General features: G+C 71.8%; 24 protein-coding genes. 3 read left to right on the top strand and 21 right to left on the bottom strand.

Annotated features, from left to right (window positions below; genetic code table 11):
- The first annotated feature begins 42 nt into the window (after positions 1–42).
- Complete coding sequence (locus IW248_RS20755) at positions 43–1,902, top strand: hypothetical protein (RefSeq protein WP_196928327.1); 1,860 nt, start codon at positions 43–45, stop codon at positions 1,900–1,902.
- A 115-nt stretch (positions 1,903–2,017) separates the two neighbouring features.
- Here IW248_RS20755 and IW248_RS20760 read toward each other — a convergent pair whose 3' ends face one another.
- The 13 genes from IW248_RS20760 to IW248_RS20820 form a co-directional block, all read right to left on the bottom strand.
- Positions 2,018–3,349 carry an NAD(P)/FAD-dependent oxidoreductase gene (locus tag IW248_RS20760; RefSeq protein ID WP_196928328.1) on the bottom strand — a complete coding sequence of 444 codons (1,332 nt, stop codon included), beginning with the start codon at positions 3,347–3,349 and terminating at the stop codon, positions 2,018–2,020.
- Positions 3,350–3,451: 102 nt separating this feature from the next.
- Entirely contained in the window at positions 3,452–4,012 is a 561-nt protein-coding gene (locus tag IW248_RS33565; RefSeq protein ID WP_196928329.1) for a hypothetical protein, read from the bottom strand.
- On the bottom strand, positions 4,009–5,451 hold the full coding sequence (locus tag IW248_RS20770; protein ID WP_196928330.1) for a DUF58 domain-containing protein: 1,443 nt from the start codon (positions 5,449–5,451) through the stop codon (positions 4,009–4,011). Before IW248_RS20770 ends, IW248_RS33565 begins: the two co-directional genes overlap by 4 nt.
- Positions 5,451–6,458, bottom strand: a complete 1,008-nt coding sequence (locus IW248_RS20775; RefSeq protein WP_124818052.1) for an AAA family ATPase — start codon at positions 6,456–6,458, stop codon at positions 5,451–5,453. Before IW248_RS20775 ends, IW248_RS20770 begins: the two co-directional genes overlap by 1 nt.
- The gene (locus IW248_RS20780) at positions 6,458–7,042 is read right to left on the bottom strand and encodes a hypothetical protein (protein WP_196928331.1); all 585 of its coding nucleotides are present in this window, start codon (positions 7,040–7,042) and stop codon (positions 6,458–6,460) included. Before IW248_RS20780 ends, IW248_RS20775 begins: the two co-directional genes overlap by 1 nt.
- Entirely contained in the window at positions 7,039–7,824 is a 786-nt protein-coding gene (locus IW248_RS20785; protein ID WP_196928332.1) for a DUF4129 domain-containing protein, read from the bottom strand. The genes IW248_RS20780 and IW248_RS20785 overlap by 4 nt, the downstream gene beginning before the upstream one ends.
- Before the next feature lie 22 nt (positions 7,825–7,846).
- Entirely contained in the window at positions 7,847–8,587 is a 741-nt protein-coding gene (locus IW248_RS20790; protein ID WP_269155090.1) for a uracil-DNA glycosylase, read from the bottom strand.
- Entirely contained in the window at positions 8,580–9,266 is a 687-nt protein-coding gene (locus IW248_RS20795) for a dienelactone hydrolase family protein (protein WP_196928333.1), read from the bottom strand. The genes IW248_RS20790 and IW248_RS20795 overlap by 8 nt, the downstream gene beginning before the upstream one ends.
- Before the next feature lie 200 nt (positions 9,267–9,466).
- Positions 9,467–10,102, bottom strand: coding sequence for an LppU/SCO3897 family protein (locus IW248_RS20800; RefSeq protein WP_307788107.1), 636 nt, complete (start codon positions 10,100–10,102; stop codon positions 9,467–9,469).
- Between the two features lie 127 nt (positions 10,103–10,229).
- Positions 10,230–11,237, bottom strand: coding sequence for an HAAS signaling domain-containing protein (locus IW248_RS20805; protein WP_196928334.1), 1,008 nt, complete (start codon positions 11,235–11,237; stop codon positions 10,230–10,232).
- Positions 11,234–11,566, bottom strand: a complete 333-nt coding sequence (locus IW248_RS20810) for a PadR family transcriptional regulator (protein ID WP_088986312.1) — start codon at positions 11,564–11,566, stop codon at positions 11,234–11,236. The genes IW248_RS20805 and IW248_RS20810 overlap by 4 nt, the downstream gene beginning before the upstream one ends.
- A gap of 71 nt (positions 11,567–11,637) precedes the next feature.
- Entirely contained in the window at positions 11,638–12,582 is a 945-nt protein-coding gene (locus tag IW248_RS20815; RefSeq protein WP_196930291.1) for a Ppx/GppA phosphatase family protein, read from the bottom strand.
- Positions 12,583–12,702: 120 nt separating this feature from the next.
- Positions 12,703–13,710 carry an ArsR/SmtB family transcription factor gene (locus tag IW248_RS20820; RefSeq protein WP_196928335.1) on the bottom strand — a complete coding sequence of 336 codons (1,008 nt, stop codon included), beginning with the start codon at positions 13,708–13,710 and terminating at the stop codon, positions 12,703–12,705.
- Positions 13,711–13,819: 109 nt separating this feature from the next.
- On the opposite strand from IW248_RS20820, the gene IW248_RS20825 reads away from it, so the two are divergent.
- Positions 13,820–14,698 carry a CE1 family esterase gene (locus IW248_RS20825; protein WP_307788109.1) on the top strand — a complete coding sequence of 293 codons (879 nt, stop codon included), beginning with the start codon at positions 13,820–13,822 and terminating at the stop codon, positions 14,696–14,698.
- On the opposite strand, the gene IW248_RS20830 is transcribed toward IW248_RS20825, so the two are convergent.
- The 4 genes from IW248_RS20830 to eno are packed head-to-tail and all read right to left on the bottom strand — an operon-like array spanning position 14,699 to position 17,778.
- On the bottom strand, positions 14,699–15,196 hold the full coding sequence (locus IW248_RS20830; RefSeq protein WP_196930292.1) for an amino-acid N-acetyltransferase: 498 nt from the start codon (positions 15,194–15,196) through the stop codon (positions 14,699–14,701).
- A 35-nt stretch (positions 15,197–15,231) separates the two neighbouring features.
- Positions 15,232–15,789, bottom strand: coding sequence for a DUF501 domain-containing protein (locus tag IW248_RS20835; protein WP_196928337.1), 558 nt, complete (start codon positions 15,787–15,789; stop codon positions 15,232–15,234).
- Between the two features lie 34 nt (positions 15,790–15,823).
- Positions 15,824–16,462 (bottom strand): FtsB family cell division protein, encoded by a 639-nt coding sequence (locus IW248_RS20840; protein ID WP_196930293.1) that lies wholly within the window; start codon positions 16,460–16,462, stop codon positions 15,824–15,826.
- A 32-nt stretch (positions 16,463–16,494) separates the two neighbouring features.
- Positions 16,495–17,778, bottom strand: coding sequence for a phosphopyruvate hydratase (gene eno, locus IW248_RS20845; protein WP_196928338.1), 1,284 nt, complete (start codon positions 17,776–17,778; stop codon positions 16,495–16,497).
- Positions 17,779–17,991: 213 nt separating this feature from the next.
- Between eno and IW248_RS20850 the strand changes: the two genes are divergently transcribed.
- Positions 17,992–18,684 carry a hypothetical protein gene (locus IW248_RS20850; protein WP_196928339.1) on the top strand — a complete coding sequence of 231 codons (693 nt, stop codon included), beginning with the start codon at positions 17,992–17,994 and terminating at the stop codon, positions 18,682–18,684.
- Positions 18,685–18,730: 46 nt separating this feature from the next.
- On the opposite strand, the gene IW248_RS20855 is transcribed toward IW248_RS20850, so the two are convergent.
- From IW248_RS20855 to mfd, 4 genes are all read right to left on the bottom strand, one after another.
- Positions 18,731–20,350: a DUF885 domain-containing protein gene (locus IW248_RS20855; RefSeq protein WP_196928340.1), complete on the bottom strand. Its 1,620-nt coding sequence runs from the start codon at positions 20,348–20,350 to the stop codon at positions 18,731–18,733.
- A 109-nt stretch (positions 20,351–20,459) separates the two neighbouring features.
- Entirely contained in the window at positions 20,460–21,440 is a 981-nt protein-coding gene (locus IW248_RS20860; protein WP_196928341.1) for a nucleoside triphosphate pyrophosphohydrolase, read from the bottom strand.
- Positions 21,441–21,442: 2 nt separating this feature from the next.
- Positions 21,443–22,249, bottom strand: a complete 807-nt coding sequence (locus IW248_RS20865; RefSeq protein WP_196928342.1) for a SurA N-terminal domain-containing protein — start codon at positions 22,247–22,249, stop codon at positions 21,443–21,445.
- 63 nt (positions 22,250–22,312) lie between these two features.
- Entirely contained in the window at positions 22,313–25,942 is a 3,630-nt protein-coding gene (gene mfd / locus IW248_RS20870) for a transcription-repair coupling factor (protein WP_196928343.1), read from the bottom strand.
- Positions 25,943–26,237: the final 295 nt, after the last annotated feature.

Consider the following 26,237-nt stretch of genomic DNA (forward strand, 5'->3'; position numbering starts at 1 on the left):
CCCGGCGTACCCCGCCGGCCTGGCCACATTAGGGTCGATGCCGTGAGCAGCGCAGCCCCCACGGCCCCCGACGCCGCGCCCGAGCAGGCATTCCGCCTCGCCGATCGGGTCAACCGCCGACCCCGGGCCACCCGGCTGCTGGCCGCCGTCCGCCGTCACCGGGCGGACCTGCTGGCCGCGCTGATCTTCGCGGTGCTGGCCGGCTGGCTCACTCACGGGCTGTGGCCCGACCCGGGCGGCCGCATCCTGGCGCTCAACCCGGAGGACCAGACCCTCTACGAGTGGTTCCTGGCGGTGGACGCCCGCGCGCTGCTCGGCGACTTCGATCTGCTCACCGACCGGCTCAACGCTCCCGACGGCGTCAACCTGATGGCCAACACCACTGTGATCGCACTCGGTGTCCTCTTCGCGCCGGTCACCCTGTCGCTGGGCGCGCCGGTCACCTTCGCGCTGCTCGCCGCCGCCAACCTCGCCGGCACCGCCCTCGCCTGGTACCTGCTGTTCCACCGGACGCTGCACGCCCGCCGGCTGGCCGCCGCGCTCGGCGGCGGGCTGTGCGGATTCGGGCCCGGCATGGTCTCGCAGACCAACAGCCACCTGCACATGACCGCCCAGTGGCTGGTGCCGGTGATCGTCTGGTTGGTGGTCCGGCTGCTGCGGGCGTCCGACCCGGGGCCCGGGACACCCGACGAGACCGGCCGTACCCGAACCACCGGGCCGGATCGTCGACGGCAGTTCACCTCCGCGGCGGGGCTGGCCGGCGTGGTCACCGCGCAGGTCTTCATCGGCGAGGAGGTGCTCTTCCTCGCCGCGATCACCCTGCTGGTGATGGCGATCGGCTACGCCGTGGCGGACCGGGACCTGGCCCGACGGGCGCTCCCCGGCTTCGCCGGCGGGTTGGCGATCGCCGCCGGGCTCGCCCTGCTGGTGCTCGGCTATCCGCTGTGGTTCCAGTTCGCCGGACCGCAGGGAGTCGCCGACGGAATGTTCACCCCGGCCTACTTCTCGGCCGACCTGAGCAGTTGGTGGACGCTCTCCCCGCTGTCGGTGGCCGGCAGCGACGAATCCGCCCGGCTGACCACCGGCCCCGCCGAGTACAACACGTTCCTCGGCTGGCCACTGCTGCTGGTCGCCGCGGTCTGCGCCATCTGGGCCGGGCGACGCCGGCTGGTCTTCGCCTGCGTCATGGCGGGTCTGGTGATGGGGGCGCTCTCGCTCGGGCCGGAGGTGGTGCTCGGCGGCACCCGCACGGCGATCCCCGGCCCGTACGCCCTGATCGGAGGGCTGCCGGTGGTGGACGGGGCGTTGCCGATGCGGTTCGCGCTGGCGTTGCTGCCGATCGTCGCGACGCTGCTGGTGCTCGCGGTCGACCGGGCCCTGCGCAGCTCCGGCCGGGCGCGGCGGCTGGTGCCACTGGCCGTCGGCGTGGCGCTGCTGCCGATCTTCCCGGCCTCCCTGCCGACCGCCGGACGACCGCCCGTGCCGGAATTCGTCACCGGCGGCCACTGGCGGCAGTGCGTGCCGCCGGGAGGGGTGTTGGTGCCGGTGCCGCTGCCCACCCCGAAGGAGCCCTGGCCGATGCGCTGGGCGACCGCCGCCGACGCCGGTTTCCGGCTGCCGGAAGGCTTCTTCATCGGCCCGTACGGGAGGGGCGGCACCGCGGCGATGGGCACCTTCAAGCAACCCACCTCCGCGCTACTGGCGGATGTCGCCCGGCGTGGCGACCAACCGGCAATCGGCGACGAGCAACGCCGCCAGGCCGCCCGCGACGCGGACTTCTGGGGCGCCTCCTGCGTGGCGCTCACCGACGACGCCCCCCACGCGGAAAGCCTGCGCACAACCCTGGAACAGCTCTACGGCCCGGCGACCCGAATAGCCGACGCCTGGACCTGGCGGGTCTAGCTGACCCCAACCCCAAAACCCCGCCGATCTTGCACTTACTGCTCGGACAAGACGCACCAAAAGGCGCATCACGACGTCCGAAAGTGCAAGATCGACGGGGTCAGCGGGTCTGGGGTCAGACGCGGGGCGCGCCTACCGGCTGGGATGCCTCGGCGAACTCCTCGCGCGGGTCGTGCAGCTGACCCAGGGCGACCACCTCACGCTTGAGGAAGAACGCCAACGACCAGTCCACCACCACGCGGACCTTGCGGTTGAACGACGGGATCCGGCTCATGTGGTACGTCCGGTGCATCACCCAGGCCGGCCAACCGGTCATCTTGATCCCGTACACCTGGGCCACGCCCTTGTGCAGGCCGAGACTCGCGACGCTGCCGACGTGCTTGTGCTTGTAGTTCACCGGCTCCCGGCCACGGATCACGGCCGTGATGTTGTCGGCCATCCGGGCTGCCTGGCGCACCGCGTGCTGAGCGCTCGGCGAGCAGAAGTTGCCCGGCTCCTTGGTCAGGTCCGGCACGGCGGCGCAGTCGCCGGCGCTCCAGGCACCCTCGACCACCCGGTCGCCGTCGACCACCTGGAGCGTGGGCAGGCAGGTGATCCGCCGACGGTCGTCGCGTGGGAAGTCGGTCGAGTCCAGCATCGGCGACGGCTTCACACCGGCCGTCCAGACGATCGTGTCGGAGCGGAAGCTGTCACCGTCGGAGAGCTTGACCAGCCCGTCGACGCAGGACTCGAGCCGGGTGTCCAGCCGGATGTCCATGTTCCGCTTCATCAGCTGCTGCACGGTGTAGGCACCCATGTCCCGGTCGACCTCGGGCAGCACCCGCTGGGTGGCCTCGACCAGCACCCAGCGGACCTCGTCCTGCTTGAGCTCCGGGTAGTAACGCAGGGCGTCGCGAGCCATGTCCTCCATCTCGGCGAGCGCCTCGATGCCGGCGTACCCACCGCCGACGAAGGTGAAGGTCAGCGCCGAACGGCGGACGTCCGGATCCGGCGTGGCGGCCGCCACGTCGAGCCGATCCAGCACATGGTTGCGCAGGTAGATCGCCTCACCGATGGTCTTGAAACCGATGCCCTGCTCATGCAGGCCGGGGATCGGCAGGGTGCGGGAGACCGAACCCGGGGCCACGATCACGTGGTCGTAGGTGATCTCCCGGGCCGGGCCACTGATCGGCTGCACGGTGGCCACCTTGCGGGCGTGCTCGATGCGCGTGACCGTGCCGGCCACCATCTTGCACTTGCGCAACTCCCGCCGCAGAGGCACCACGGAGTGCCGCGGGGAGATGTTGCCCGCCGCCGCCTCGGGCAGGAACGGCTGGTAGGTCATGTGCGGCTGGGGATCCACCACCATGACCTCAGCCTCACGGGAGCTGAGCTTCTTCGACAGGCGCAGCGCCGCGTACAGACCGACGTGCCCGGCACCCACCACAAGGATCCGCTTCGGATTCACGTTGTCTATCTTTCCCCGGCCGGCTCAGGTAATCCCGCTCGCGGCCCCCATCTGTGACGGAGCACAACCCGTGTGACCTGGGTAACCCTCTGGTCGCGCTTGTCACCGACGTCGCAGCAGCCACCCCAGCAACGCTGCCGTCCCCACCGCCACCAGCAGCCCCAGCACCGTCACCCACTGGTGTCCGGCCCCGCCGCCCGTCCCCGCCGCCTGCAACAACACGACACCGAGCACGGCGGCACCCAACAACACGGCGGCCGACCGCAGCAACCAACGAGTGATCAACTCGGGGTCCACCACCGCGTCGTAGGGCAACAGCGCGGCCAGCGCGCAGAGGGTGTGACCCAGATAGAGCAGGGCCGCGACGGCGAGCAGCCGCCACAGGGCGACCGGACGGCCGTACCCGTCGGTGGCGAGCAGCCAACCGCCGACCGTGACCAACGCCGTGAACGTCGCCCAGAGCCGGCGCGGCCCGAACGCGGGCAACAGGGCCGCCACCGCCAGGAAGAGGATCGGCCGACCGGAAAGCACCTCCGCGGGGAACGCCAGCGCGAACCCGGCAAACACGACGACGAAGATCGTGGCCCGAACCAACAGCGGGGCCGCGCTGATGCGGGCGGCGGCGTACTGCGCCGCCCGAACCCGCTCCACGAAAACGCTCACCGGCCACCCACCCGTGGGGCCGTCGCCAACCGCGCCACGTCCCGCAGCACCTGGTCCAGGCTGCCGGCGCCGGCCCAGCGCACCACCGGTACGCCGTGCTCCCGGAGCTGCCCGATCATGACCTCCCGATCCAGGCGCCACAGTCCGTACGCCACCTCGGCCCAACCCCGGTCCTTCGGCGACGCCAGGTCGGTCGGCAACGTGTCGACAGCCACCACGAACCGCCCGCCGCGGGCCAACCGGGCGAGCATCTGCGCCGACCGTTCGTCCAGCAGCGGGGTGAGCACCACCACCAACGCGTCCGAGGAGAGCAACTGCGGGCCGAAAACCTGGTCGTACGGCTCGTGCGCGGACGCGTGGACCCGGACGTCGAGCAGCCACTCCAGGACGGTCAGGTACTGCCGCCGCCCAGCGGCCGGCCGGAGCCGGCGGGCGGCCGGCCCGTACTCCAGCAGGGAAACCCGGTCGCCACGGTGCAGGTAGTGCTCGGCGATCGCGGCGGTGGCCCGGACTGTGGTGTCCAGCACCGAGGCGGCGCCGCCCACCCCACCGGAGCGGCCCGCCTCGGCGAGCACGTCGAGCAACACCACCACCTCGGCGTCGCGGTCGGACAGGGTGGCGGCCACGTGCAGCTGCCGGGCCCGCAACGAGACCCGCCAGTCGATCCGGCGCAGCCGGTCCCCGGGGGCGAAGACGCGTACGCCGGCCAACTCGCCGCCCTCTCCGGGTCGGCGGGAGTGGTGCGCCCCGACCAGGCCGGCGGCGCGGGGCATCGCCTCGACCGCCTCGAACGGCTCGGTACGCGGGTACACCCGCAGCCGGACCGGCTCGGTGATCACCGCTCGGGAGACCAGCAGACCGCCCGCCGTGGCGACCCGGGCACCGGCGGGGCCGATCGGATGCCGGCCCCAGCGCAGGGCCCTGCCGGCCAACTGCAGGTCCACCGCGGCACCGATCGGCACCGAGGTCACGAACGGCCGGTCCGCGACGGAACGGCGCCCGCCGTTGCCCTGCGCCGTCGCACCTGTCGCCGGGACGGCGCTCGGCTCCCCGTCGTCGACGGCCTCGTCACTGGCGAAGCCGGCCCGGTCGATCCGTAACCACGGCGACACTCGGGAACGCATCACCACCAGGTCGTAGTCGACAGTGTCCGGGTTGCCGACGCTCACCGCCGCCGTCACGTCACCACCCTCGACCAGCGGCCCGTCGTCACCCTGGCTGATCCACACCTGCGGCAGCGCCGTGGGCCGTCGGCGCAGCGCGTACGCGGTGCCCAGCGCGAACGGGGCGGCGAGCACGATCAGGTCCACCCGACCCAGCAGCACGCCGGCCACCAGCAGCAGGCCGGCGAGCAGCACCGCGCGGCCGAGCGCCGGGGTGGGCGCCCAGCCGGCAGCCGGTTCCGCTTCGGTGGCCCTCGGCACTGTCGGTCCGGTCATCAGTGCCGGGGCCCGCCGGCGGCGTAGCTGGGCAGCGCGCCACTGGCCGGGGCGGGAGTCGCCTCCAGCACCTCGCTCACCACGAACGCCGGATCGACCCGGCGCAACCACATCTCCGGGCGCAGGGTGATCCGGTGCGCCAGGGCGGGCGCCGCCACCGACTTGACGTCCTCCGGCACCACGTAGTCCCGTCCGCCGAACACCGCGCGTACGCGGGCCAGCAGCAGCAGCGCCAGCGAACCGCGCGGCGAGGCGCCGACCAGCACCGACGGGTGCTCCCGGGTGGCCGCGGTGAGCGACACGATGTAGCGGCCGATGGAGTCCTCCACCACCACGTCCTCCAGGGCGGCCTGCATGGCCCGCAGCGTCGCCGCGTCGACCACCGGCTTGATGTCCGCCTCCTCCCGGCGACGGCTCATCCGACGGCGCAGCACCTCCCACTCCTCTTCGTGCTGCGGGTAACCGAACGAGACCCGCAGGAGGAACCGGTCCAGCTGCGCCTCGGGCAGCGGGTAGGTGCCCTCGTACTCGATGGGGTTGGCGGTGGCCAGCACGTGGAACGGCTCGTCCAGCTTGTAGGTCACACCCTCCACCGAGACCTGCTTCTCCTGCATCGCCTCCAGCAACGCGGACTGGGTCTTCGGCGGCGTCCGGTTGATCTCGTCGGCGAGGAGCAGGTTGGTGAAGACCGGGCCGGCTCGGAAGGTGAAGTCGCCGTTGCGCTGGTCGTACAGGAACGAGCCGGTGACGTCGGCGGGGAGCAGGTCGGGGGTGAACTGCAACCGACGGAAATCCAACCCGAGGGCCTGGGCGAACGAGCGGGCGGTGAGCGTCTTACCGAGCCCCGGCAGGTCCTCCAGGAGCACGTGCCCGCCCGCGAGGATGCCGGCGAGGACCAGCTCCAACGCGTCCCGTTTGCCGACCACGACGGTGCCGACCGCGTCCAGGACCGCCCGAGCCAGGTGCCCGACCTCGGCGGGGGCAATGCTCCGGTCCACGTCGTTCATCAAACACTCTCCAGTTCGGCGACGATCACCGCGAGGTCGCGCGGCGACGGGGTGCGGCGAGGCGGGGTCTCCAGGAACGTCCACAGGTGCTCACCCAGCAGGACACGAGCGCGGGCGGGATCCGACTCACGGGTGACGCCGTGTTTCAGACGCATCCGCTCGTCGGCCAGTTCACCGATCCGGGGCAGGACCACCTCGGTGAAACGTTCGGTTCGGTTCGAGGACCAGTCCAGGGGGCGTTCCCACTGGTTGATCGCGCCACGCAGCGCGTCCCGGGCATCCCAGTTGTAGCTGCCGTCCTCCTCGCCCGCGCCGGCCTGGCGAGCCGGCGGCGGCGGTGGTGGCGGCGCGAGCAGGGCGGTGACCCGGCGCACCGCCAGCACGGCGAGCACCCCGGCGATCAGTACGGGCAGCGAGACCTGGAGGCCCACCGCGCGCAGGCCGACGAGCAGGACCGCGACCAGCGCGGCCGCCCACGCGAGCGAGCGCAGCACCGGACGCCACCGGGAGTCGCGCGCCTTCGGACCGGCCGGCGCCCCCTCCTCCTCGAACGCGAGCAGATCGTCGATGCTGGTGCTGCTCATGAGGTCACCACCGCGGTGAGCTCTCCGCGCAGCCGGCCGAGCGCGGTGCGGGCCTGGTCGCGGGTGCGTTCGCCAACCGGGTGGGTGGCATACCGGGCCTCCCGGTAGACGTGCGCGAACTCGGCCAGTACGTCGGTGCTGGCGATGGCCGGCACACCCGCCGCCGGGTCGCCCTGCAACAGCCGGCTGACCAGGTCGGTGGGGGTGTCGCCGGCGAGCCTCGGCACACCGGCCGCGGCGGCGGTCTCCTCCAGGCGCACCCAGCAGGCGATTACCGCCACCCGGGGGTCGGTGTCCCGGTCGTCGAGCTCCACGAGGCCGGCGTCGAGGGCGGCGACCACTTCGCGGGCGGTGCCCTCGGCGGTACGACGGGCCCGCTGCGCCGGTAGTGCCCGGGTGGTGCGGCGCAGCGCACCTCGGATCAGGATCCAACTGAGGTAGCCGAGTGCGGCGAGGATGGCCAGCCCGAGGAGGACCACCGCCGCCGTGCCGACCCACTGCGGGATGTGTGCCTGGGTGGCCTCAGCGGCGTCGCGTGGCTCGATCGGGATGGACGGTGACGGCTCGACGGTCGGGTACTCGGGAACCCAGGGAACGTTGTCCGCGGCCGGCGGGATCCGGCTGGCCCCGATCGACGAGTGAGCGGACGCCAGCGCGGCACCGGCGAGCAGGACGGCGACCGCGCCGACCGGCCACCAGCGGCGGAGCAGGCCGAGCACCGGAGGCAGCACACCCGGCTCGGCGGATGGTACCGGCGTGGGCGGGCGTGTTCCGTCTGTCATCGCCACCACCCCACGCGTCGTCTCAGTCCACTCCGGCCAGCTGTTTAGCCTGGCCGAAGACGTCGTCCAACATCACTGGTGTCAACCGCCCGGTGAAGGTGTTCTGCTGACTGACGTGGTAGCAGCCCAGCAAGTCCGGAGCGTCCGTGCCGGACCAGTGTGCCCCATGACCGAACGCCGGTCGCGGGCTGGGCGGGCGCTGCCCGTACACCGCTCGGAGCACCGGCCACCACGCGGCCCAGGCGAACGCGCCAAGCGCGACCACGACCCGCAGCGTGGGCCGGATCAGCGTGACCTCACGGTGCAGCCAGGGTGCGCAGGTGTCCCGTTCCACAGGGGTCGGCTTGTTGTCCGGAGGCGCACACCGGACGGCCGAGAAGATCCGTAGGTCCCGCACTGTGAGCCCGTCGTCGTCGGCGACGCTGGTGGGCTGGTTGGCCAGCCCGGCCCGGTGCAGCGCGGCGAACAGCACGTCACCCGACCGGTCGCCGGTGAAGATCCGGCCGGTGCGGTTGCCGCCGTGCGCGGCGGGCGCCAGCCCGAGGATTGCGATCCGCGCGTCACCGGTGCCGAAGCCCGGCACCGGTCGTCCCCAGTACTCCTGGTCGCGGAAGGCGGCCCGGCGGGTGCGGGCGACCTCCTCCCGCCACTGGACCAGCCGTGGGCAGGCGAAACAGTCGCTCACCGCCGCGTCGAGGTCGGCCAGGTCGGTCGCCCGCGCTGCGCGGGCGACCACCTGTTCGGGGGTACGGGTCTCAGCCAAGCTTGGCCCGGAAGAGTTCCAGGGTGCGGGCCCAGGCGCTGGCGGCGGCACGCTGGTCGAATGCCTCCGGCCGGTCGTCGTTGAAGAAGGCGTGCGAGGTGCCCGGGTAGTCGTAGAGGTGGCAGTCGCCGCCGGCCTCCTCGATGGCCCGGCGAGCGGTTTGTACGCCCTCGTCGGCCGACGTGCCGTCCTCTTCGGAGCAGTGGATGACCGCTGCCTTGCCGGCGTAGTCGGCCCAGTCGGGGCGCATCGACTCCCAGGGCAGCACCGGATAGAAACCGGCGGTGGCGACGATCCGCTCGGAGATGGTGGCCGACCAGAGGGCGAGGCTGCCACCTGCGCAGAAGCCCACGGCACCGACCTTACCGGTGACCTCGGGCCGCCCGGCGAGATAGTCGGCCGCTCCGGCGATGTCCTTCGCCGCCTCGTCCATCCGCATCGCCAGCAGGAGCCGCTGCGCCTCGTCCGGCTCGCTGGTTGTCTCACCGTGGTAAAAGTCCGGGGCGAGGGCCACGAAACCGGCCTCGGCGAACCGGTCCGCCACCGAGCGGATGTGCGGGACCAGACCCCACCATTCCTGAATGACGATGACGGCGGGGCTGGCCGTGCCGCTGGCGGGTATCGCGAGATACCCCTCGCTCGTGCCCCCGTTGCCGCGGTAGCTCACCATTTCGCCCATGGGCCGTCCTCCTAGCGGTCAGTCATCGTTGGCTGGTCGCCCAGTGGTCCTACGTGCCGGTAGCCTGCCACGCCACGGGGGCCGTCGGGAAGACGCCGGAACAGTGGCATTCACCTCCTGTTCGCCTCCTGATGACTCCGGGTACGCCGACGGCGGCGGGGTCCGCTCCCGCCGCCGTCGATGCCGAGCTATCGCTGTGGTCAGACCTTCTTGGTCAGGCAGAGCACGTAGCCCGTCTTGCCCGGCTCGATGCTGGAGAAGATGTACCCCTCCTGGCCCTCCGTGAAGAACTGGGTGCAGGTGGTGTCGGCCTTGGCCTGAGCCTCGCTCTGGCCGTCCACCCGACCGACCACGTTGTACGCCGCGTCGGTGGAGGTGCACTCGACGACCTTGGCACCGTCGACCTCCTCCTGCTCGGTGCCGGTGACCTCGGGCAGTTCGGCGATGCAGTCGCCGGTCTTGGCGTCCGCGGTCTCGTCCTTGTTGAAGAAGTTGCCGATCGCCGAGGCGACGCCGAACTTCAGGCCGGCGACGACGACGATGGCGAGGATCGCACCGATGATGCCGAGGGCCTTCTTCGAACCGGACTTCTCCGCCTTCGGCTCGGCCGGCTGCGGCGTCTCGACGGCCGGCTGCGACTCGGCCTGCTGCGGTGCGGCCGCCTGCGGCGCGGCCTGCTGCGGCGTCTCGGAGGCCGACTCCGGTGCGGCCGCCTGCGGCGTCTCGGAGGCCGACTCCGGCTTGGCCTGCTGCGGCACGGCCGCCTGCGGCGTCTCGACGACCGGCTCAGGGGTTTCGGCGTCGGGCGCGGGGGGCGGTGCGACCTGCTCTGGCACGGGGGTTCCTTCCGAGGGGTTGATGAGCAGACGACACCGTAACGATCATTGATTTCCGGTGCCGTCCCGCTCGCCTCGTCCGTTCAGCTATTTCCCAGCCGCACCCGCATGATCCAGTTCACACCCCTCAGCGGGTCGGGGTGGGGGTTGGCGTTTCGCTCGGCGGCAGACCGGTGACCGTACCGGTCGGCAGCGGCGTTCCGGTCGGCTCGGGCGTTCCGCTCGGGTCCGGCGTGCCGCTCGGCTCCGGCGTGCTGCTCGGTGGCGTGGGTGGGAGGGGCGCGCCCGGTGCGCGGGGCACGAAGGGGGCCTGCTCCGGGCAGTACGGGTACGCCCGCAGTGCCGAATCCTTGTAAGCGCCGTCCAAGCAGTCCGGGTAGCCGAGCCGGATCGGATTGCCGTTCTGGTCGAAGAGCCGGGCGTTCTCCACCAGGCGGCCCTCGCTGTCGTAGACGAAGACGTCCCGGACCCTGTCGTACTGGCTGTCGACCGAGGTCTGGTCGTAGCCGTAGTCGCCGTAGCGCATCCGGTCCTCGGCCTGCACGAGTGCGGCGAGCGCGAAGACCACCAGCACCGCGCTGCTCACCTGCACGACCGAGCGCGGCCAGCGGGTCAGCTGGGCCGAACGGCGACCGATCCAGATGGAGCCGAGCACGAAACCGATCAGCATGATCAGGCCGGCGAGCAGCTCACCGCCGAGCCTCGGTAGCGGCCCGAAGTCGCCACCGGTGGTGGCGACGGTGACCAGCATCGCCGCCAGATAGCCGCGCAGCACCCACCAGGCCGGGCGCAGCAGTCGGAGGAAGTCGCTGGCCGTCGCGTACCCCAGGGGTGGGCCGAGACGGGTGTCCATCGCGCGTAGCCGGCCGCGGACCCCTGCCATCGCGCTCGCCACCCGCTGGTCGAGGTTGCGCCCGCCGCCCGGCGCGGCGCCGGCCGCGGCGCGCAGCTCGGCGGCGTACGTCTCGGGCTCGCCCAGCCGCTCGACCAGGGTGCCCTCGGACTCGGCGGCGACCTCGGTGAGGTGGTCGGCCAGGTCCTCGGTCAGCTCGTCGCGTTGCGTGGTCGGCAGGTCGGCCAGAGCGGCCCGGACCCTCGCCACGTAGTCGGTGATCTCCTGCTCCGTGACGGTCATGCCGCCAGCCCCCGATCGTCGAGCAGAGTGTCCATGGTGGTGGCGAACGAGCGCCAGAGCTTGCCGGAGCGGGTCAGCTGGTCGCGCCCCGCGGCGTTGAGTGAGTAGTACTTGCGGTGCGGCCCGGATTCGCTCGGCACGACGTAGGTGGTGAGCAGGCCGGCGGCGAAGAGGCGGCGCAGCGTCCCGTAGACCGAGGCATCTCCGACCTCCTCCAGGCCGGCCTCGCGAAGCCGGCGCAGGATGTCGTAACCGTAACCGTCCTCCTCTCGGAGCACGGCCAGGACGGCCAGATCGAGCACGCCCTTCAGCAACTGTGTGGTGTCCACGCATTGCACACTACTGCGTAATGCGAAGTAGCGTCAACGATCACGCCCGACAGGCGAGTTGATCAAGCCTGCTAGCGCGCCGCGGATGGCTGGAGACTCCAGGCGATGCCGTCGAGGATGTCGTGCTCCGACGCGACCACCGACGGCATCCCGGCCCGCTCCATGATCACGCGAAGCACCAGTGCTCCCGCGCCGATCACGTCGGCTCGGCCTGGGTGCATCACCGGGTTCGCCAACCGCTGTGCACGGGTCTGACCCAGCAGCTCCGCGGTCACCCGGGCGACCTCCTCGTACGACACCCGGGCGTGGTGGATGCGCTCCGGGTCGTACTCCCGCAGGCCCTGCGCGAGAGCGACAACTGTGGTGACCGACCCGGCGAGGCCGACCAGGGTGGCCGCCTCACGACCGGGCACCACGGCGAGCGCCCGGTCCACCACTGCCGCGATGTCGGCCTGCGCCGCCGCGACCTGCTCGGACGTGGGCGGGTCACCGGGCAGGTGCCGCTCTGTCATCCGGACACAGCCGATGTCCACCGAGATCGCCGACCGCACCCCGGCGGCCCGGTCACCGACCACGAACTCGGTGGAGCCACCACCGATGTCGACGACCAGGAAGGGCTCCCTCGCGTCGGCGGGAAGCCCGCGCACCGCGCCGGTGAACGACAGCCGGGCCTCCTCGTCGCCGCTGACCACCTCGGGCGCGACACCGAGGGTGGCCCGCACCATCTCGGTGAAGTCGGCGGCGTTCGCGGCATCCCGGGAGGCCGAGGTGGCACACATCCGTACGCGCTGCGCACCCAGCTTCTCGATGTCGGCGGCGTACGACGCCAATGCGACCCGGGTCCGCTCGATCGCCTCCGGCGCCAGTCGGCCGGTGCGGTCCACGCCCTGCCCCAACCGGACGATCTCCATCCGCCGGGTCAGGTCGGTCAGCGGCGCCTGCGGCCCGGTCGAGGCGTCGGGCAGGTCGGCGACCAGGAGTCGGATCGAGTTGGTCCCGCAGTCGATGGCCGCCACACGCGTCGTCACCCCGCAACCCTACGACAGCGCACCGGCGGTGCCCGCCTGGTGGGCCGAGCAGGCGGCAGCCAGCCTGGCGGGCCCGGTCGCCCTACTGAGCCCGATGACTACCAGGCATCAAAATGACTCAGGGGCATCACGCTCAACAGGACGACCGGCACCCAACAGCTCCGCGCCGAGCACGGTCAGGTGATGTCGGACGGCCCCGCCCTCCCGTTCGCTGGCCACCAGACCGGCGGCCCGCAGGGCGGTGGCGTGCTCGGAGGCCGAGGAGAGACTGACCCCGGAGGCCCGGGACAACAGGGTGGTGGTCAACCCGCCGTCGGCCGCCAGTCGGCGCAGCACCAACGCCCGGGTGACGCCGAGCAGCCGACCGAGGGCATCGTCGTCGGCGGGGGCGTCGCGGGCGGGCATCACCACCGGGTAGACGAGCAGGATCGGATAACCCTGCTCGACCAGCACCCGGGGGCGCGGCCCGGCCAACGGTGAGGGCAACAGGATGACCCCGTGACCGGTGCCGGGGAGATCACCGTCCCACCACGTCCGTATCTCCAGCACCGGCTCCCGCCACCGGATCCCCGGGTGCAGACCCGCGAAGAGGGCGGCCAGGCCGTGCCGCGCCAGCCGCTGGCTGGCAGACGTCACCTGCTGACGGTACGCGGACAGCAGCTCGGCCCAGTGCGGTTCGAGCACCGTGTCGAACCAGGTCTGCACGGCCCCGCCGAACAGGTCCAGCACCTCCGGGTCGGCCGCCGCGAAGCGCCGCCGCAGCAGGCTGGCCGGCGTGTCCGCGTACGCCATGGTGACCTCGGCGCGGACCCGCCGTGCCGGGGTGGCCCGAATCGCCTCCAGACCGGCCTCCACCGACTCCAGGCCGGCGAAGGGCGTGACGAAGTCCGGCAGACGCCCCCGGTCGGGCAGCAGGTGCCGCAGGATCGCGGTGGCGGCCTGGGCGGCAGCCGTGCCCTCGGCCGCCACCGCCCGCTCGGCCAGGGTCGGTGCCATCGCCGCGACCGTGGGATCGCGCAGCCACTGACCGGCCAGCAGCGCGATCCCGACCGGGTGCAACCGATCGGCGAACCGCACCCGACACAGGTCGGCCGACCCGAGTTGGAGGCGAAGCATGGCAACAGCCTGCCTGCCTTCGCCCAGGACCGAAAGGGTTGATTCGCCGCCGGATGATCTCCAGTGTGGACCCAGGGGTCGACGGGGGGTGGCCGGCGTGCGGCAAACGGTGGCAGTGTTAACGGGGCTCTGCCTCATCGTCGTGGCCGCGGCCTGTGGTGAGCGGGGGCAGCCCTCGTCGGCCCCGCCAGCCACACCGTCCGCGTCGAGCGAACGACCGGCGGCGGGCGACCACCAGCTCACCCTGCGACACAACGGGCTCGACCGCACCTACCTGCTGCACGCGCCACCGGGGTACGACCCGGGCAGGCCCTCCGCGCTGGTGCTCGCGCTGCACTTCTATCCCGGCAGCGGAACCTCGATGTGGGAGTTGGCGGGCCTGGACGCCAAGGCCGACAAGGACAACACGCTGGTGGCCTACCCCGACGGGCAGGGCGGCGGTTTCAACGCGCTGATCTGCTGCGGCAAGGCGGACGACGTCGGCTTCCTCAACGCCCTCACCGACCATCTGGTGCAGACCTGGCACGCGGACCCGAACCGGGTGTTCCTCACCGGCATCTCGAACGGCGGCGACATGAGCTTCCGGGCGGCGGTGGAGAGCACTGGCACGTTCGCCGCGATCGGGGTGGTCAGCGGTGGTTACAGCGGACATTTGACCACCCCCGACAGCTACGTGCCGAAGAGCCCGGTCTCCGTGATCACCTTCATCGGCGGCCAGGACCGGTACGCCTCGACCTTCCAGGACGGAATGCGGACCTGGCAGCAGCGGCTCAACTGCCGCCCGAGCCCGAAGGCGTCCGGGGTGCCGGGTGTGACGCACACGGTGGCGGGCTGCGCCGACGGCAGCGAGGTCAGCGTCTACACGCTCGCCGACATGGGCCACAGCTGGCCGGGAGCGACAACGGGTCAACTCGCCGCGTCCTCCGCGGGATTGTCCGCCACCGACCTGATGTGGGAGTTCTTCGCCGCCCACCCCCGCAAGGGCTGATCAGAGCCGCAGCAGCATCCGGGTGTTGCCAAGCGTGTTCGGCTTGACCCGCTCCAGGTCCAGGAACTCCGCGACACCCTCGTCGTACGAGCGCAGCAGCTGCTCGTAGACGGGCTGCGGCACCGGAGCGCCGTCGATCTCGCGGAAGCCGAACGAGCCGAAGAACCTGGTCTCGAAGGTGAGCACGAAGATCCGCGCCACACCCAACTCCCGGGCCGCGTCGATCAGCTCGCCGACCAGTTGGTGACCGATCCGACGGCCCCGGCAGGACGGGTCCACTGCCACCGTGCGGATCTCGGCCAGGTCCTCCCACATGACGTGCAGCGCGCCGCAGCCCACCACCACGTCGTCCTCGGCCCGGACCGCGACCCGGAACTCCTGCACGTCCTCGAAGAGGGTGACGGTGGCCTTGCTCAACAGCCTCCGGTCGTCGGTGTAGGTGTCGACGAGTCGCCGGATGCCCCGCACATCCCCGGTGCGGGCCCGCCGTACGAGGATCTGACTCTCGGGCGCCTCGGACCCGGTCTGGGCGTTCACTCGCCCGCCGGCACGTCCACGCAGGGCCCCGCCGACCACCAGGGCTCGACCAGCTCCAACGTCTCGTCGCCGAACGGGTTCACGCCGGGGCCGGCGCCCAGCGCATGACCCAGGTGCACGTGCAGGCACTTCACCCGGCCCGGCATCCCGCCGGCCGAGATGCCGGCGATCTCCGGGACCTCGCCGACCGCCTCCCGGCGGGTGAGGTAGTCCTCGTGCGCCGCACGGTAGTTAGCGGCCAACTCCGGGTCCGTCGTCAGCCGGTCCGCCATTTCCTTCATCAGCCCCGCCGACTCCAGTCGGCTGCACGCCGCGGTGGCCCGGGGGCAGGTCAGGTAGTAGAGGGTCGGGAACGGGGTGCCGTCGGCGAGGCGGGGGGTCGTCTCCACCACGTCCGGCAGGCCGCACGGGCAACGGTGGGCAACCGCCCGGGTGCCCCGGGGCGTGCGGCCGAGCTGCGCGGCCACCGCCGCCAGATCGGCTTCGGTGGCTGGCTCCCGCTGCGGCAGGGGAACGGAGTCCGCCGCCGGCTCCGACGGTGGTACGACAGTCACGGTGCCCATCTCTCCTGGTGTGCTGGTCGGTGGCTCACTTGCCCGGCTGCTGGTTGTCCGCCGCCTGCACGCTCGACCAGAGCGTGTCGTACCAGGTCGCCGGCCCGGGCGGGGCGGCCGAACCGGCCGACTTCCCAGCGTCCCGGGCGGCGCCCTCCGGGTCGTGCAGCACCACCATCATCTTCTCGCCCGGGCGGCCCATGAAGAACCGTTCCCGAGCCTGCGTCTCGATGAACGCCTTGTCCTGCCACTTCGCGGCCCTCTCGGCGAGCTTCGCGATCTCCCGCTCCTGCACCGCCTGGGCGGCCTCCATCCGCTCGATGTTGGCCTGCTGGTCCAGGTAGACCCGGACCGGGTAGGTGTAGGCCAGCGCGAGCGCGATCAGGACCGCGAACAGCACGGTGGCCCGGCCGGTGAAGCGACGGGGGTGGGGTGCGGCGAGCCGCTTCACGGCGCCACCGGCGGCGGTACGCCGAGCGGCGGCCGGACGATTGGCGGAACGCACACCTTCGGCGCCCCGGGCAGCACCCGGCGCGCGACCGGCGGCGCGTGGCTCGGCGCGTACACCGGCCTCCCGGACCGATCCCCGAGTGGCGCGCCCGCCGCCCGGCCGACCGGACTGACCCGGCCGACGAGCGGGACGCTGACCACCCGGTGTGCGGCGCTGCTGCATCGTCACACCCCTCCCCCGAGGCTTCGTGCGTCTCAGGCCGAACGGTAGCGCGGGAACGCGCCAGCGCCGGCGTAGCGCGCCGCGTCGGCCAGCTCCTCCTCGATCCGGAGCAGCTGGTTGTACTTGGCGACGCGGTCCGAGCGGGCCGGCGCGCCGGTCTTGATCTGGCCGCAGCCGGTGGCCACCGCCAGGTCGGCGATGGTGGTGTCCTCGGTCTCGCCGGAGCGGTGGCTCATCATGCACTTGAAGCCGGCCCGGTGGGCCAGGTCCACCGCGTCCAGGGTCTCGGTCAACGAGCCGATCTGGTTGACCTTGACCAGGACCGCGTTCGCCGACTTCTCCGCGATGCCACGGGCGATGCGCTGCGGGTTGGTCACGAACAGGTCGTCACCGACGATCTGCACCCGGTCGCCGATCGAGGCGGTCAGCGTCTGCCAACCGCTCCAGTCGTCCTCGGCCAGCGGGTCTTCGATCGACACGATCGGGTACTCGTCGGCGAGCTTCGTGTAGTAGGTGCTCATGTCCTCGGCGGACTTCGCAGCGCCCTCGAAGGTGTAGCTGCCGTTGTCGAAGAATTCGGTGGCCGCCACGTCGAGCGCGAACACGATGTCGGTGCCGAGCCGGTAACCGGCCTTCTCGACCGCCTCGGCGATCAGGTCCAGGGCCGCCGCGTTCGTCGGCAGGTTCGGCGCGAAGCCACCCTCGTCGCCGAGCCCGGTGGAGAGGCCCTTCTTCTTCAGCACCGACTTCAGCGCGTGGTAGACCTCCGCGCCCGAGCGCAGCGCCTCACGGAACGTGGGCGCGCCGATCGGCGCGATCATGAATTCCTGGATGTCGACGTTCGAGTCGGCGTGCGCGCCACCGTTGAGGATGTTCATCATCGGCACGGGCAGGAGGTGCGCGTTCGGGCCGCCCAGGTAGCGGAAGAGGCTCAGCTCGGCGCTGCCGGCAGCGGCCTTCGCCACCGCCAGGGAGACCCCGAGGATGGCGTTCGCGCCCAGCTCCGACTTGCTGTCGGTGCCGTCGATGTCGAGCATCTTCTGGTCGATCAGCCGCTGCTCGCTGGCCTCGTACCCGATGATCTGGTCGACGATCTTGTCTTCGACGTTGGAGACCGCCTTCTCCACGCCCTTGCCCTGGTAGCGGTCGTCGTCACCGTCGCGCAGCTCGATCGCCTCGAAGGCGCCGGTGGAGGCGCCGGAGGGCACGGCGGCGCGGGCTACCGTGCCGTCGTCCAGACCGACCTCGACCTCGACCGTCGGGTTGCCCCGCGAGTCGAGAATCTCCCGGGCGACGATTCCCTCGATGGTTGCCACTAAGTCGCTCCTCGTTGTTGTGATCCGGTCCGTGGGTGGGCCGCGACGGTGCGGCTGAGGCAGGTGTTGAACGCAGCGTATCGGGCGACGCGAACGGGCACGGCGTCGCCCGCGCACCCGGGTCCCCCCGCGCTGACGGACATTCCCGGATTTCCGGGCGTCAACCGGCAACGGGTTTGCGCTGCACGGACCAGATCCACCAGGCTGGTCGCCATGCCCGCCGCCTCGACCACCCTCCGCATGCTCGCCGTGTCGGTCATCGCGTCGCTCACGGTCACCGGCTGTCAGACATTCGAGGACGCCGGAGTCGCCATGGGCCGCTCCGAACTCGTCAACGACCTCGCCGCCCGGCTCGATCGAGCACTGGAGTTGACCTACTCGGCCGACTACCAACTGCCCGGCGGCCAGCGCGCCGCGATCGTGCAGGCACAGGACCCGGCGCGATCCACGTACACCTACCCGGGCGGGCAACTCACCGTCACCCCGGACGCCATCACACGCTGCACGACGACCGGCGCCCGCCCGGAGTGCACGCTGATCGCCCCGCCCACCCCGGGCAGCAAGCCCACTGTGACGCTGTTCGGCGAGGCCAACCGCCAGGGCCTCGTCACGCCGCCGGTGGTGGTCGGGCTGCTCACCGCCGCCGCGCTCGACCCGCAGGCGGTCATCAAGCAGAGTGACACCACGGTCGCCGGGCACCACGCCGCCTGCGTGGCGGTGGAAAGCTCGTCCGGCGACTTCACCGCCTGCGTCACCACCGAGGGCGTGCTCGGCAGCTTCACCGGGCCGGTCGACGGCAAGCCGATGGAGTTGGCACTGAGCGACTACTCCGCGACTGTCGACGAGAAGGCCTTCGACCCGCCCGACGGCGCCGGCGTCGTCGACCGCCGCCCCGGCGGTTCGTGACCGACCGCCCCGGCGAGACCGCCCGCCGCTGCCCCGACTGCGACCTTCAGAGACCCAGCAGGGTGCGCAGGTGGCGCGGGGGCGGGCAGTCGTGGGCGAGCATCGCGTCGTGCCAGTCGCGGACCGACACCCCGTCCGGGCGGGCAGCGGCGATCTCGGCCACCTCGCTGTACCCGACGAAGTAGGTGGAGAGCTGGGTGGAGGTGAGTTGCGCGCGCCGCCACTTGCCGGCCGCCTCCCCCTCCTCCTGGAAGCCGCGCCCGGTCATCAACGCCATCGCCTCGGCCTCGGGCAGGTCCTCGGCGTGCACCAACTGGTCGAGCAGCGCGTTGATGGTCATCCGTAGTTGCATCTTGAGCTGCTGCAACCGCACCGGCAGACCACCGAAGCCGAGCCCCGTCATCACCTCCTCCGCGTAGACCGCCCAGCCCTCGATGAACGGGCCGGACTCGGCCAGCGCGCGAACCCGCGTGCCACCGACGTAGCGGCGGGCGTGGGCGAGCTGGAGGAAGTGCCCCGGCATCGCCTCGTGCACCGTCAGGTTGCGGATCATATGGTCGTTGTATTCGCGGTAGAACGACTCGACCCGCTGCGCCGACCAGTCCGACGGGGTGGGCGCGATGCAGTAGAAGGTCGGCAGGACGGCGGTCTCCAGCGGGCCGGGCGCGTCGCAGTACGCCACCGCGACCCCCCTGGCGAACTCCGGCATCTCCTGGATCACGCACCTGTCGTCGACAAGGCTCACCAGGTCGTGTGCGCGGACGAAGTCGGTCGCCTCGTCCAGGGTCACCCCGGCCAGCTCGACGATCGTCGCGTCGTTCGGGTGCTCGGCCGCGAGCAGGTCCAGCGCCCGGCGTACCGTCGCGTCGTCGGCCGGGCCGCCGACCAGCTCGACGGCCGCCTCGCGGATCTCCGCGGTGATCCGGTCCAGGTTGGCCCAGGCGCGCCGTTGGATCTCGGCGGCGCCCAGCTCGGTGTCGAGGGTGTGCCAGAGCCGGGCCTCCCAACGGCGCCGGCCCAGTCGCGGGTCACGGCCGGGGCCCGCGTCGGCGGCCAGGCCGACGCGCAGCCAGGCGACGAACTCGTCCAGCGCGGCGATCGCTGCGGTGGCCGCCGGCTCGACCCGGTCGAGGTGGCTCGGCGCCTGGGCGAGCAGCGCCGGCAGCTCGTCGCGGATCAGCGCGGCCGTCCCGGTGAACTGCCCGACCGCCGTCTCCGCGTGGATCCGCGGCATGTCCCGCAGCGTCGCGCGGGCGGTGGCGAGGGCGTCCGGTACGGCGGCGAGCCGGCCGGCCAGTTGGGTCAGCCGCACCTCCGCGGGGGCGTACGGGCGGGCCAGCAGCGGGTGCAGCAGCGGGCCGGGGTTGTGCCGCAGCGGATCCCACTCGTGCGACCGGATCTCGGTCAGCTCGAACAGCTCCCGATCCACGAATGAGGTGAGCAGCGCGTGGTCGACCTGCTCCTCGACGTCGAGCGAGTCCGGGTCCAGTTCGGACAGCGCGTTGGCCGCGTCGGAGAGCATCGCCCGATCGGCGGTCAACCCGTCGGCGGACAGGTCCGGCAGCCGGTCGTCGAACCGGTGGTCCCCGGCGGCCGTGGCCACCCCCGGCCGCGACTCCAGCAATGCCTCGACGACCCGCTCAGCCAGCACCCCAAACGCTTCCACCCGCCCACCCTACCGACCGCCCACCGTCACCACGGCCGGGTTGAGGCCACTCCGTCGATCATGAAGTTATTGCCATCCACCTCGGCGTGTCGGGGCAATAACTTCATGATCACCGGGGAGGTGGGGGTTCGGCGGCGCGGATCGACTGGGCTTGGGACAGGGTGGTTTGGCGGAGGGCTGACTCGGGGTCCATGCCTGCCTTGTGGGCTGCGGCCACCGCTGCCAAGAGGTCGGCGCCCAGTTTCGCTTCGGCGTCCGCCTGGGCTTCTGGTACTGGAAGTGGGACCTTGATGCCGGCCCGGGCGGCGCGGTCCAGGATCTGCGTTGCCAGGGCCAGCGCGGGCTGGCTCAGGGCCACCCCGTCCAGCACCGATTGGCGTGCCTTCTCGGCGCGCTTGATCCGCTCCCAGTTCTCGGTGATCTCCTCCAGGGTGCCCACCTCGGCACCGGCGAAGACGTGCGGATTACGCCGGATCATCTTGTCGACCAGGCCACCGGCCACGTCGTCGATGCTCCACCGCTCATCCTCGGGCAACTCCTCGGCGAGCCGCGCGTGCAGCACCACCTGCAACAGGACGTCGCCCAACTCCTCGCGCAGCGCGTCGGTGTCGTCGGCGCTGATCGCGTCGTACGCCTCGTAGCTCTCCTCCAGCAGGTAACCGGCGAGGCTGCGGTGCGTCTGCGCCCGCTTCCACGGGTCGCCACCCGGAGAGGCCAGTCGATCCAGCACGGCCACCGCGTCGAGCAGCCGGGCACCCGGTGGATCCCACGAGCCGTACATCAACTCCATCTCGGCCAACCCCGGCTGCCGGGCCAGCCGCAGACCCAACTCCCGGGCCAGTGCCTCGTCACCCGCCGGGCCGGCCAGCCACACCACAGTGCCGTGCGACGCCACCACGTCCAGCAACGGCTGCGTCGCCGGGCCGTCCACCACAGTGACCTCGGCGCCCGCCTGGCGCACGGCCATGACCAACTCGCTGTCCGCGCCGGTCAGCACCGGGTGCTGGCGTACGACGTCCCAGGCCGCGGAGGTCAACAGGCCGGCCGGCAGCCGGGGTGAGGTGACCAGGAGGACGATCCGTGCCGTCATGCTCAGCTGGCCGTGCCCTCGTCCGGTGCTGGGCCCTCGCCACTCGGGGCGTCGCTCGACGGCAGCGGCTCCGGGGTGGAGATGTCCGTGACCGGGCCGGCCTCGTTGATGTACGGCAGTGAGTAGAAGACCAGCGACTGGCCGGTGCTCACCACCGACGGCACGCCGACCGCCCGGTAGCGCGGGTTGATCGTGACGTCGATCCGGCTCGCCTCGTCCTCCAGCGCGGTGCTGAGGGCGGTGGCGCTGCGGACGAAGCCGCCGTCACCGAACGCCTGACGGACGTCGGCCACTGACATGCCGCCCTTGATCGCCCCGGTCTTCGCCAGCGCGTCGTAGACGGCCATCAGCGAATCGTCGCTCAGCTCGGCCGGCGGGAGCTGCTGGTTGAGCACCTGGAGCAGGTCGATCCACTCACCCCAGAGCTTGGCGTACTCGGTGGTCGCCGGCAGCCGCAGGTTCTGCTCAAGCTGCTGCGGGGTGACCTCGTCGGGCACCTGGATGTTCTTCGCCGCGGCGACCCGCTTGCCGAGATCCATGCTGACCAGCAGGTTGACCACGTCCTGACGGGTCACCGCGGCGCGCAACTGCTCCGCCGACGGCGTCGCCCCCGCCTGGCCAGCCTCCTGCCGGACCGCGTCGCCGTACTTCGCCTGCGCGTCGTCGTAGATCGCGTCGACCCGGTCCACCGAATAGGTGGTGTCACCGACATACGCGGCGACGTTCGGTGCGGACTTGCCGCAGGCGGCGAGGGAGAGGACACCCAGGGCCGCGACGCTGGCGGCGGCGATCACACGGCGAGCACGCATACCCGTCACTCTCTCATGCCCTCTCCCAGGCTGTGACGGCCCCCACCGCACCGCGGACCCACCTCAGCCCGCCGCGACGGCCAGTGGGGCGGGGGCACCGAGCACATCGGAGAGCAGTTGCGCGCACCACTGGAGCAGCGCCTGATCACGCAGCGGCTCGCCGCCGATCCGACGGGTGGCCGGTCGGGGCACACTGACCTGGTCGGTGGCCTGCTTGTAGACGGCATCCGGGTGGTAGCGCTTGAGCCGCAACTGCTTCGAGTCCGGTAGGGGCAGCGGGCCGAACCGCACGTGCTTGCCCTGCATGGACACGTCGCTCAGGCCGTAGCGGCGGGCCAGCAGGCGGAACCGGGCAACCTCCACCAGGTTCTGCACCGGCGCCGGCGGCTCGCCGTACCTGTCGGTCATCTCGGCGATCACCTCGCCCAACCGCTCCTCGTCGCGCGCCTCGGCGAGCTTGCGGTACATCTCCAGGCGCAGCCGCTCCACGCTCACGTAGTCGTGTGGCAGGTGCGCGTCGACCGGCAGGTCGATCTTGACGTCGGCCTCCTCCTCCGACCGCTCACCCTTGAACGCGGAGACCGCCTCGCCGACCATCCGCACGTACAGGTCGAAGCCGACGCCCTCGATGTGCCCGGACTGCTCGCCACCGAGCAGGTTGCCGGCGCCCCGGATCTCCAGGTCCTTCATCGCCACGTACATGCCCGCACCCAACTCGGTGTGCTGGGCGATGGTCGCCAACCGCTCGTGGGCGTGCTCGGTGAGCGGCTTCTCCGGCGGGTAGAGGAAGTAGGCGTACGCCCGCTCCCGGCCCCGGCCGACCCGGCCACGGATCTGGTGCAGCTGGGCCAGGCCGAGCAGGTCGGCCCGCTCCACGATCAGCGTGTTGGCGTTCGGGATGTCGATGCCCGACTCGACGATCGTGGTGCAGACCAGGACGTCGAACTCCTTCTCCCAGAAGCCGACCATGACCTTCTCCAGGGCGTCCTCGCCCATCTGGCCGTGCGCCACCGCGACCCGCGCCTCGGGCACCAGCTCCCGTAGCCGCCGTGCCGCCCGGTCGATCGACTCGACCCGGTTGTGCAGGTAGAAGACCTGCCCGTCGCGGAGCAGCTCACGGTGGATGGACGCGGCCACCTGCCTGTCGTCCTGCGCGCCGACGAAGGTGAGCACCGGGTGCCGCTCCTCCGGCGGGGTGGCGATGGTGGACATCTCCCGGATGCCGGTGATCGCCATCTCCAGGGTGCGCGGGATCGGGGTGGCCGACATGCTGAGCACGTCGACCGAGGCGCGCAGCGTCTTCAGGTGCTCCTTGTGCTCGACACCGAAGCGCTGCTCCTCGTCGACGACCACCAGACCCAGCTGCTTGAACCGGGTCGCCGTCTGCAACAGCCGATGGGTGCCGATGACGATGTCGACGGTGCCGTCGGCGACCATCTCCAGCGTCCGCTCGGTCTCCTTCGCCGTCTGGAACCGCGACAGCTGCCGGATCTGCACCGGGAACTGGCTCATCCGCTCGGCGAACGTGTTGTAGTGCTGCTGCACCAGCAGGGTGGTCGGCACCAGCACCGCCACCTGCTTACCGTCCTGTACCGCCTTGAACGCCGCCCGAACCGCGATCTCGGTCTTGCCGTAGCCGACATCACCGCAGATCAGCCGGTCCATCGGGACGGTCTGCTCCATGTCCCGCTTGACCTCGTCGATCGCGGCGAGCTGATCCGGCGTCTCCTGCCAGGGGAAGGCGTCCTCCAGCTCACGCTGCCACGGGGTGTCCGGGCCGAACGAGTGCCCCTTCGACGCCTTGCGCGCGGCGTAGAGCTGGATGAGCTGCGCGGCGATCTCCCGGACCGCCTTGCGGGCCCGGGCCTTGGACTTCTGCCAGTCCGAGCCGCCCATCTTGTGCAGGGTCGGCTGCTCGCCGCCCACGTAGCGGGAGAGCTGGTCGAGCTGGTCGGTCGGGACGAACAACCGGTCGCCGGGCTGGCCCCGCTTGCTGGCCGCGTACTCGATGACCAGGTATTCCCGGCTGGCGCCGTTGACTGTGCGCTGCACCAACTCGACGTAGCGGCCGATGCCGTGCTGCTCGTGCACCACGTGGTCGCCGGCCTTCAACTCCAGCGGGTCGATCGTGTTGCGCCGCCGGCTCGGCATCTTGCGCATGTCCCGCGTCGAGGTGCCCCGACCACCTGTCACGTCATTGCCGGTGAGCAGCACGAAACGGGACGCCTCGTCGACGAACCCGCTGCTCAGCGCGCCACAGGTGACCACCAGCTCGCCGGGGACGGGCGCGGTCGGCACCTCCTCGGTCAACCGGGCGCCCAGGCCGGCGTCGCGCAGCACCTCCACCGCCCGCTGGGCGGGACCGTGCCCCTCGAAGACCAACGCGATCGACCAGCCCTCGCCGGCCCAGCGCTTGAGGTCCTCGACGACCCGCGAGGTGTCGCCGTGATAGAGCGGCGCCGGCTGGGCGGACAGGGTCACCGCGATGGCGTCGTCCGGAGTGACGGCGGCCTGCTCGGGCGCGTCCTCCCAGGGCTGCCGCGCCTCGGCCGTCTCCCCCTCTACAAGCCCGAACGGGGACAGCGTCCACCACGGCTGGCCGAGCTTGCCCGCGGCGGCGCGCACCTCGCCGAGGGTGCGGAAGGCGGCGGCGCCGACGTCCACCGGGGCCTGGCCGCCGACTGCGGCGGCGGCCCAGCTGGCCTGCAAGAACTCCTCCGAGGTACGCACCAGGTCGTGCGCCCTCGTGCGGATCCGCTCCGGGTCGCAGAGCAGGACGTGGGTGCCGGCCGGCATGGCGTCCAGCAGCAGCTCCAACGAGTCGGGGCCGACCAGCACCGGGGCCAGCGACTCCATCCCCTCCACCGGGATGCCCTCGGCCAGCTTGTCGAGGATTTCGCCCAGCTCGGGGTGCTGCTCGGCGAGCGCGGCGGCCCGGTCACGGACCGACGGGGTGAGCAGCAACTCCCGACACGGCGGCGCCCAGAGCAGCGGAACCTGCTCGATGGTCCGCTGGTCGGCGACGGCGAAGGTGCGGATCTCCTCCACCTCGTCGCCCCAGAACTCGACCCGGGACGGGTGCTCGTCGGTGGGCGGGAAGACGTCCAGGATGCCGCCGCGCACCGCGAACTCGCCGCGCTTGGTGACCAGGTCGACCCGGGCGTACGCCATGTCGACCAGGCGGTGGGCGACCTCTTCCAGGTCGGCCTCCTCGCCGGCGGCGAGCTGCACCGGCTCCAGATCGCCGAGCCCCTTCAGCTGCGGTTGAAGCAGCGAACGGACCGGGGCCACGACCACCCGCAGTGGCCCGGTGCCGCCGTGCGCGTCGGTCGCCTCCGGGTGCGCCAGGCGACGCAGCACGGCCAGCCGCCGGCCAACCGTGTCCGAGCGTGGGGACAGCCGCTCGTGCGGCAGCGTCTCCCAGGAGGGGAAGACCACAACCTGCTCGGCCGGCAGCAACCCGCCCAGCGCGGCGGCCAGGTCGTCGGCCTCCCGGGTGGTGGCGGTCACCGCCAGGACCGGTCGCCCGGCCCCGTCGTTGTCCGCGGCGACCGCCGCGACGGCGAACGGGCGCAGCGCCGCCGGGGCGGTGATGTCGAGGCCGTCGACCTGGGCGGCACCGGAGCGCGCCAGGTCACGCGCCCGGGTCAGCCCGGGGTCGGCCAGGGCGGCGGTGAACAGACCGGTGAGCAAGGGAAACCTTTCGGGGAGTCGACGCACACGACGGCGGCCCCTCGTCCAGCCGGACGGGGGGTGCACGACAACAAGCCTAGCCCCGTCGACCGACAGCCACCCCCTTCCGCCGAGGTCCGCGCCACGCCGCGTCGCGTCGCACCGCGCGCCAAGATCGCGCTCGAACCAGGATGTAGTGGTCTCATCGCCGCACCGATGCCACTGGATCCTGGATATTGCGCGATCTTGGGACCGAGCCCGACGCCACCAGCCGGGAGTGCGGGGGATCTTGACCGACTGACGGCGGGCGTGGTCG

This window comes from Micromonospora ureilytica (genome assembly GCF_015751765.1).
Taxonomy (GTDB): Bacteria; Actinomycetota; Actinomycetes; order Mycobacteriales; family Micromonosporaceae; genus Micromonospora; species Micromonospora ureilytica.